The sequence below is a fragment of the Photobacterium sp. OFAV2-7 genome (assembly GCF_022347985.1).
In the GTDB taxonomy this organism is placed as follows: domain Bacteria; phylum Pseudomonadota; class Gammaproteobacteria; order Enterobacterales; family Vibrionaceae; genus Photobacterium.
On the sequence record NZ_JAKRFQ010000339.1, the window covers coordinates 1 to 5,134 of the forward strand.

The 5,134-nt window shown below is 50.7% G+C and carries 4 protein-coding genes; 1 reads left to right on the top strand and 3 read right to left on the bottom strand.

Annotation, left to right across the window (positions count from 1 at the left end):
* From MHN01_RS16185 to MHN01_RS16195, 3 genes are all read right to left on the bottom strand, one after another.
* The coding region (locus MHN01_RS16185; RefSeq protein ID WP_239412287.1) for a lipopolysaccharide assembly protein LapB at window positions 1–1,362 on the bottom strand (1,362 nt) is incomplete at its 3' end.
* A gap of 184 nt (window positions 1,363–1,546) precedes the next feature.
* Window positions 1,547–2,866 carry an FAD-dependent oxidoreductase gene (locus MHN01_RS16190; protein WP_239412288.1) on the bottom strand — a complete coding sequence of 440 codons (1,320 nt, stop codon included), beginning with the start codon at window positions 2,864–2,866 and terminating at the stop codon, window positions 1,547–1,549.
* A gap of 235 nt (window positions 2,867–3,101) precedes the next feature.
* Window positions 3,102–4,466, bottom strand: coding sequence for an MATE family efflux transporter (locus tag MHN01_RS16195; protein ID WP_239412289.1), 1,365 nt, complete (start codon window positions 4,464–4,466; stop codon window positions 3,102–3,104).
* Between the two features lie 116 nt (window positions 4,467–4,582).
* Here MHN01_RS16195 and MHN01_RS16200 point away from each other — a divergent pair.
* The coding region (locus MHN01_RS16200; RefSeq protein ID WP_239412290.1) for a LysR family transcriptional regulator at window positions 4,583–5,134 on the top strand (552 nt) is incomplete at its 3' end.

A 5,134-nucleotide genomic window follows, 5' to 3' on the forward strand; every position in this document is an offset into this window, starting at 1 on the left:
AGGGTGTTTTTCCGTGGTGGCCTCCAGGTCGGCGGCACTCTGCATCGTCAGTAGGGCTTGGTTTTGCTGCCCCTGATAATATTGCAGCCAGGCCAAAGCAGACAAACGTTGGATCTCGACTTGTTTAGCCCAGTAGGCAGAACTTTTTTCCGTTTGTGTTTTTAACTCTCCCAGTCTGGCAATCGCTTTTTCAGCCTTCGGTACATCACCGGTTTGAGCGGCACCGAGTGCTATTGCAAAGTGCGTCACTGCTTCCATGGCCGGGAAGTTATCCCATGGGTAGCTGGCAGGTTGCCTTGGCTTGAGCTTGGCCGCTTCTTCCCACTGTTGCCGTTCTAGGGCATAACGTGCTGGAACCGCAGCCAATGTATAGGCGGAGGCGGCGTGTGGCTGGATCGGGTCGCTAATAGCCAGTGTTTCTTCAACCACGGCCAGTGCTTTTTTGTCTTGTGCTTTCTGAAGGTAGGAATAGGCCACGTAGTCCAGTGCATGAAGGTAGTGCAGAGAGAGCTTGTCTCCTGCCGGGTGCAGTTTGGCCGCTGCTGCAGAGCGGATGTTCATAGTAATGGATTCGTCCCATAGGCCCAACCGGGTAAAGATATGGGTAGGCATATGGAGCGCATGGGGGATCGACGGCGCTATTTCTCCGTAGCTTCGTGCCACATCTAAGGCTTTCTCGGCCAGTTCCGGGTAGTCATAGGCATGGATAATATAGTGATGAGCACCGGGGTGTTTCGGATTTTTGGCCAATATAGTCGCTGCGGTTTCTCCTGCTTTTTTCTGTTTTACGTAGCTCTTATCGGCTGGTGATGCGGTACCCAGTAGTGATAACGCATAGAAGGCTGTTGCTTCTGGATCAGAAGGAAACGCGTCATGTACCTTAGCCCAGCCTTGCTCGAAGGCTATCAGGTTATCCGTTTCTTTTTCTTTTCGCCCTTGGGCGTAGTAGCTATTAATGGCTTGGATATAGGCAACCTCTCGCCGGGTTTTTGTCCCTTTGACTTTGGCTTTTTCCACCATCTCCAGGCCTTTGGCGAAGTTTTCTTCGTTAGGAGGATCTGACCACAGCGGGTGGACGATAGACATCGCGACTCCCCAGTAGGCCATCGCACAGTCAGGATCTTTTTCAATGACAGCTTCAAAGGTTGATCGGGCTTTGACGTAAGTCATGTGGTGGAGCAAGGCCAGGCCCTGATCCAGCACTGGTTGGTTTTCTTCATTGCATGAGGTTGGGAAGTCTACTTTGCCTAGTCTGCCTGGGTCAGTTTCTTGGGTTGCGGCATGAACGCTCTGGCTAAGTAAAGTCGGACAGGAAAAGATGGCCGCCACCAGTAGCCAGCCATGCCTACTATTCGTTTTCATATTCTTTCTCCAAAAATATGGTTTTGCGATAGGCTTTTTTGCTTAATATGTGGCTTACTCCCGACCACCACTACGCCGAGTTAGAGCCAACAGTTGCGGTCGAGTTATTGAGGAAAGTATAGGTAAGAATTGTAGGTGACGGCCTACCAACGTGGCTTCTACGGTTGAGCTTAGACGGCTTAGCTTAATTTATATGTTTGGCGAGCCTTTTCGCCAGACAAATTAAGGTATAAGTTGGCGGGAGCCCCCATGATTCGGGGATCACAGAGGCATCACAGACATACAGGCCCTGGATATCTGTTTGCAGGTTGCTATCGACAATGTCACCGATTCTCGCGCTACCGCCCTGGTGGGCCGCAAAATGGTGGGTGCGGTAAGTCTGTTCGGCACCTGCCTCGCGTAAGATACCTTCAGCAATGATGGCACCTGATTCCAATCGTTCTTTGTCACTTGACTGAAGGCGCTTGTTCACCCAGCTTGAACCTATTTTTCCACTCAGTTCATCTTTTACTTTTACCATGAGCGATAAGGTGTTGTTGGCAGAGAGCATATGGTTGAACTTACCTACCTGCGCGGTAAACAAATGGAAGAAAGGCTTGGGAAGGCTGAGATCGGACAGCATTATGCCGTCATCGGGTAAGTGCAGCCCGGCTGCCATTGGGATTTCGCCATCGGGATAGCTTTTCTGCACCTTTCCCATCACAGCGATAACCGGGTCGATAAAGAAGGCTTGTCCGGCATTTGTAATACCGGTTGCCTGTAAAATTTGCGCCGAACCGATGCCGCCTGCTGCCAGAACAATGTTGTTGCCCCGTACCGACCGAACTTGGCCTCTATGTTTGAACTGGACGCCGACAGCACGGTTGTTTTCAGTGAGCACTCGGATAACTTTAGCACCGGTGATCAACTGGGCACCTTGCTCGGTGGCATCGTCCAAAAACAGGCGGGCATTCCACTTGGCATCATGCGGGCAGCCGTACGAACACAGGTGACAGGCAGATCGGCATTTATCAATATCAATGAACTTATCTAGTTTCTGCCAGTTGAGTCCGAGCTGTTGGGCTCCTTGTTTGATTCGGTGAGCCATCGGGCCGATAAGAGCGTCGGGGAGGGGGGAGATAGGCAGAGTATGTTCCACCTCTGCGATCTCAGCGGATAAGTCGATACCGTAGCGTAGGAACATTTCTGCTGGTGGAGCCATGGCGGTTGCGTAGTTAATCGCCGAACTGCCCCCCGCAGTGATCCCGCGAATTAATAATGATAGATCTGGGGTAATGTAGGCACTTTTGCCGGGGATCGCTGCTATTCCTGCCATTTGCATAAAAGAGCCGGTCAATGGCGCGTTGTTGCCCCATTCAAGAATCAATACCTGTTGCCCTTGAGTGGCCAGTTCCCTCGCAATTGTCGCGCCGCCGGGACCACTGCCGACAACGATCGAGTCGAAGAAAGTTTTATGCACGTTATCAGGCGAGGCATCATACTGGTTGATTGGTTTAGCAGGCATAGTTTGGCAACCCTAAGAGTCGATATCGAAACGCTAGCGACACTATACGTGACATTCCGTTCGGTTCCATTACACTTCGCGCTTTTTTCTGACATCACCCAGAGTGACACTGTCACCAGGTGGGGTGAATTAACGTCGCAGTGAAACAAGAAGGGAGCCCTTTTTCGCGGCTCCCTTTTTTGTTCTGTGTCTTCGAGTATTTTTCGAATGATATGTAAATTCAGAGATATTGGCTTTAGTGACATTCAGCCAGCTTGAGGTTTGATGTCGCCTTGGCTTTTCCCCGAATATCCTGCCACACCATAGGTGCAACTATCGCAAACAGGACGACATTCGATACTGGGACGGAAAGCCATACCCCGTCGACACCCAGCCACTGTGGCAACAGATACAGGAATGGCAACTGAATGAGCATGTTGCCAGCGGAAATCGCCAGTGCCTTTCCGCCTTGATTGACTGCCATGAAATACACAGATGACAGGGCAATAAAGCCATCCAGAAACATCGAGAACAGGTGTAGCCGCAGGCCGTTTGTCGTTTCACTGACCAGTAGCGGATCGTCACTGGTAAACAGGCCGATCATGGCCTCGGGAAACAGGTTTAGTAGTATCACGGCGCTAATACCGGTGAGCAGTACTACTTTGATGGCCAGGGTAAGCGTTGCTTTTATCTTACTCATTTGCCCTGAGCCAAAGTAATAGCTCACCGGAGGCTGCATACCACCGGCAACCCCTTCGGCTAACAGGTAATACATGGTCATCAGGTAGCCGACGATAGCAAACGCACCAACGTGTACCGAGCTGCCATACTCCATGAATAGCCGGTTATGCAGAGCAATAACGAAGCTGAAATAGGCATACATGAACAGGCTTGAGGTGCCTAATCCGATGGATTTAGCAGCCAGTCTCGGGCTGAATCGTAGCTTTCCCAAGCTCAGCCTTAGCTGGGAAAATGGCGAAAAATAGTAGCCAATAGCGACAACAAATACGGTAACTTGCGAGAAAATGGTAGCGATTGCTGCGCCTTCCAGTCCCCAGCCAAATCGGCCTATGAATAGGTAATCGAGCGCAATATTAATCAGGGCGCCGATGACCATCAAAATGGTCGAAAAGTTCGGGCTATCATCATTGCGGATCAGCATTGGCATTGCGCCAGCTGCAATCGTAAATATCGCTCCCCACGAGAAGATATCGATATATTCAATGCCAAGTTCCAGAGTTGCTCCCACGGCTCCCTGGGCGATAAGCATCGCTGGCCCGAATGCCGAGACCAACGCCATCATTAGCACACCGGCAATAAGAATGAGGCCTAGGCCTGTTGTCAATGTCCTGCGCGCTTTGTCTGTAGCCCCTTCGCCGCGGTAGATAGAGATCAGGCTGCCAGAGCCCATTCCTACCAATAGACCAAGACCGACAATCACACCAATAATAGGCCACGCCATATTGATCCCGGCCAGGCCCTCAAAGCCAATATAGTGACCCACAAAAATGCCGTCGATGACCTGATAGAGGCCGTTGACCAACATGGCAACAACTGACGGGATCGCATAGCGCCAAAACGTGCGATTTACTGAATTATCGGTGGTTACTTTCTCTTGCATAGTCATTATTCACTTTTTGATGTCTAGGGGGAATTATGCGTGAAATACAGATTGATGAAAGTTGGTATCCATCCGATTTTCGGATACATTGGGAGGGGTAAAGATGAGGAGGTGAAATGAATTGGACGCTTGATCAGTTAGAAGCCTTTGTTATGGCAGTCAATCAGGGGTCGTTCTCTGCGGCGGCAAGACAAATAGGCAAGGCCCAGTCCCGGGTGAGCACGGCGATCACCAATTTGGAAGCCGACCTCGGATTCGAACTGTTTGACCGTAGCGCTCGCTTGCCGGTGCTAACGCCTGAAGGCAAAGAGATGTATACCGAGGCGCAAGCGGTGCTGGCGCAGTGTCAGCGTATGCAATCGCGGGCGATGACCGTCTCGACCGGTGAAGAGATTTCACTCACCGTGGCCATGGACGAAGCGGTACCTATTTTGTCATTTGAGAACTTTTTCTTGCAAATTGCCGCGCAGTATCCGCTGTTAAAGCTCACCATTATCAATGGCTCGCAGGATGATATTGCCCGTTGGGTTAGCGAGAAAAAAGCCGATATAGGTATTCTCTTTTACAGAAAGAGCCTGCCAGAAAATCTGGAATTTATGCCTATCAGCCAGTTCTACCAGTCACTGATTGTTTCCGCGGAGCACCCGTTAGCCTCAATAGCGGCACCA

What these genes read in the sequence shown, in the direction of transcription:
- MHN01_RS16190 (WP_239412288.1), bottom strand. Translation starts at nt 2,866, where the DNA reads ATGCCTGCTAAACCAATCAACCAGTATGATGCCTCGCCTGATAACGTG.
- MHN01_RS16195 (WP_239412289.1), bottom strand. Translation starts at nt 4,466, where the DNA reads ATGCAAGAGAAAGTAACCACCGATAATTCAGTAAATCGCACGTTTTGG.